This window comes from Corynebacterium sp. HMSC071B10, assembly GCF_001814825.1.
Classification (GTDB): domain Bacteria; phylum Actinomycetota; class Actinomycetes; order Mycobacteriales; family Mycobacteriaceae; genus Corynebacterium.
This window is the reverse complement of the sequence record NZ_KV818002.1, coordinates 1-3,222: the sequence shown is the minus strand read 5'-3', so window position 1 is coordinate 3,222 and position 3,222 is coordinate 1. Positions and strand designations below refer to the sequence as shown.

Sequence of the window (3,222 nt, the reverse complement as noted above, 5' to 3'; positions counted from 1 at the left end):
CCAGAGCCTGAACGCTCAGATGACTTCGAGCCTGACTTCTAGCCTGGAACCGCTGGTAGAAGTAGCTGTATCTGAGGCAATGTCGAAAGAGCCTAAGAGCCTGCACAAGGCAGCAGAAGCCTCTAAGAAGGCTCGCAGCGCCCTGCTCCAGGAGAAGGAGTCCAACGAAAAGCTGCTGGAGAAGATACGTGCAGAGCGCAAAAAGTACAACGACGACATGGAAAAGTCGAACACGAACTTTATTAAGGCCTGCATGTCTGCCTCGTGGATTGCAGCCAGTGTTCTCTTCGTTGCTATCGCACTCGTTGCTGTCGGAGCCTTGGGGAACGGGCTGCTAAGTATGCTCGGCATACCCGACGGCGTGTCTGCCTTGTGGGGTCACGTCCAGGAGGCCAACGGCATCGGCCCAACACTGGGCTGGTTGGCGTTAACACTTATCGTCATAGGGGTTCTTATAGCGCTTATGACCTGGATGTTGTCCCAGGCTGCGCCGGGTATTGCTCACTTAGTCGAGGAATACCGTCGCAATCACCCGAGGAAAGAAACGAACCACTAACTAGAACACGTGCACCGTAAAAAGTAAAAATCCCCACAACACAGCGTAGCGGTTAACCGCTACGCTTCTTTTATGCTCTTCCTATGCCCCAACTTTGCAACAGCACCAATAAACTGGCGCCCCGGTTATAAGTTGGGGCGCCAAGTCGATGTGCTCGAGTCGGGGGATGTTAGTGGCCGGTGCCAAGCCGGCCAGACAGGCGGTTCAGCCGGTCCTGACTGGGACCGTCGAGCCCGATAATGGACACGGTTTTGCCTCTGTCCTGGAACTTCTGCGTAATCGCGTCAAAGGTCGCGACCGTGGAGGCATCCCAGATCTCCGCCTCAGTGAGATCAATAGTGATATGACGGGCAGAATCGGTGTAATCAAAGCGATAAACCAGGTCATTGCTTGATGCCCAAAACAACTGGCCATGCACCCGGTAGGTACGAGTATCAATCTCGCCATCGCCGTCGCCGTCGATCTCGGAGACCTTTTCAATGGAAGCGATATGTGCCATCCGACGGGCGAACATGATCATCGCGGTGACCACACCCAACACCACACCAATGGCCAGGTTGCTGGTGGCTAGGGTGGCAATAATCGTCACGGCCATAACAATGGTCTCAGAGACCGGCATGAGTTTAAGGGTGCGTGGATGCACCGAGTGCCAGTCGATGGTGCCGACCGAGACCATGATCATGATTGCCACCAGCGCAGCCATCGGGATCATGCCAACGATGTCGCCCAGTGCCAGGACCAGGACCAGCAGGAACACACCGGCTAACAGGGTGGATAGGCGGGTACGTGCCCCGGATTCGCGGACGTTGATCATGGTTTGACCGATCATCGCGCAGCCACCCATGCCGCCGAAGAAACCGGAGGCAATATTAGCCACCCCCTGTCCCCAGGATTCACGAGTTTTATCGGAATGAGTGTCGGTGATGTCATCGACGAGCTTGGCGGTCATCAACGATTCCATGAGACCGACCACGGCCATGGCCAGGGCATAAGGCGCGATGATCTGCAGGGTCTCCAACGTCCACGGCACGTTCGGAATAAACAGGGACGGTAAGGTCTCCGGCATCTTGCCCATGTCCGAGACCGTCGGGACAGTCAAACCGGCGGCAATGACCAAACCGGTGAGCACGATAATCGTGACCAGCGGGGCGGGGATCACACTGGTGAGCTTGGGGAAGAAAATCATGATCACCACACCCAAGCCGACGAGTGGGTAGACTATCCAAGGCACATCAATGAGGTGTTCGAGTTGGGCGGTGAAAATCATAATGCCCAGTGCATTGACGAAACCCAGCATCACCGATCGGGGGATAAAACGCTGAAGTTTCGCCACACCGAGGGCGCCGAGCACGATTTGTAGGACACCGCCCAACAGGACGGTGGCGATGAAATAATCCATCCCGTAACCACGCGCCACAGGAGCAATGACTAGGGCAATAGCCCCGGTGGCGCCGGTGGTCATTGCCGGGCGGCCACCGGTAAAGGCGATCGCAATGGCCATGACTACCGAGGAAAACAGACCCATGGCTGGGTCAACACCGGCAAGGATGGAAAAGGCAATGGCCTCAGGGATCAGCGCCAGGGATACCGCCAGTCCGGCCAGAATCTCTATACGGATACGGGCGGGGGAAGAAAATGCGTAACGGAAGGATGCGATGATCCCGGTAGGGGCATCAGCGCCGTCTGGACTCAGGAGGGGGCGGGGGGCCGCCGTGCTAGTTTCAGTCATAGATGTCCAATCTTTGAGGGGATAGGTAACTGGGCGAACGCCCGAAAGGAATCCAACCCTCTAGTAACTTTAGGTTTGGTGATGGTGGTCATGGTAGCGGGAGTTTTACTCAACCGTCAACCCAGGCACAGGAACCCGTGGGCAACATCACCGTGAAGGAGAACAGGCAATGCAAAACAGTAATTTCAAGATCGGCGAGGTCGTTGACCAGACGGGGTTGTCGATTCCCACCTTGCGTTATTATGACAACGTCGGCCTGATTACCCCATCGGGGCGTAGCCCTGGTGGGTTCAGGCTTTATAGTGAGGCTGATGTACGTCGTGTTTTGCTGGTGCGACGGATGAAACCGCTGGGGTTTACTCTGGATCAGATGCGGGAATTCCTGGAAGCTGCGGAGATTCTTCATAGTTCAGATGGCGGGCAGGACAGTGATACCGCACAGCAGGCACGGAGTAATGCCAAGGCCACCCTTGCCGACATTCGTGAGGAGACGCGCACCCGCTACGAAAAGCTACGCAAGCAAATTGCCTACGCTGAGGAATTCCTCGATCTGGTCAACACCCTGGCACCCTAAACTGCCCCCATCCTTCGCAGGGAGAAAAAGACCATCGTATTGAATGCGCTCTGTCGAATCGCGTTCCAGATGAAGTGGACGAACGCCCGCGGCCTCTCCGGAGTGGATGGCGATAGTACAGAGGACTTCTGAAATCCGTGCAGACGACTCCTCAAAACGACACAGTCATCCAAGGTCACAAAATCGAAAATTGTCACTTAACCCCATCACTTCCAAACCGGCTTAAGTGACAAAATGCCATCGCTAAAGTCCCGATTTGAGTCCCAGGACGTGCGCCTTAAGAGAAATAACTAAAGCCCCTACCAGTGTTTCTCCTGGTAGGGGCTTGGAAGTTGGTAGCGGGGGCAGGATTCGAACCTACGA

At 55.6% G+C, this 3,222-nt stretch carries 3 protein-coding genes; 2 read left to right on the top strand and 1 reads right to left on the bottom strand.

The window, feature by feature from the left end; genetic code table 11:
* A partial coding sequence (locus HMPREF2990_RS04450) for a hypothetical protein (protein WP_246817428.1) occupies positions 1–556 on the top strand: 556 nt, incomplete at its 5' end.
* A 169-nt stretch (positions 557–725) separates the two neighbouring features.
* Here the strand turns inward: HMPREF2990_RS04450 and HMPREF2990_RS04445 are convergent.
* Positions 726–2,285 carry a SulP family inorganic anion transporter gene (locus HMPREF2990_RS04445; protein ID WP_063938611.1) on the bottom strand — a complete coding sequence of 520 codons (1,560 nt, stop codon included), beginning with the start codon at positions 2,283–2,285 and terminating at the stop codon, positions 726–728.
* Between the two features lie 169 nt (positions 2,286–2,454).
* On the opposite strand from HMPREF2990_RS04445, the gene HMPREF2990_RS04440 reads away from it, so the two are divergent.
* Positions 2,455–2,859 carry a MerR family transcriptional regulator gene (locus HMPREF2990_RS04440; protein ID WP_005293770.1) on the top strand — a complete coding sequence of 135 codons (405 nt, stop codon included), beginning with the start codon at positions 2,455–2,457 and terminating at the stop codon, positions 2,857–2,859.
* The last annotated feature ends 363 nt before the right edge of the window (positions 2,860–3,222 follow it).

Excerpts from the sequence above, each read along its gene's own strand:
- HMPREF2990_RS04445 (WP_063938611.1), bottom strand. The coding sequence starts at position 2,285 with ATGACTGAAACTAGCACGGCGGCCCCCCGCCCCCTCCTGAGTCCAGAC.
- HMPREF2990_RS04440 (WP_005293770.1), top strand. The coding sequence starts at position 2,455 with ATGCAAAACAGTAATTTCAAGATCGGCGAGGTCGTTGACCAGACGGGG.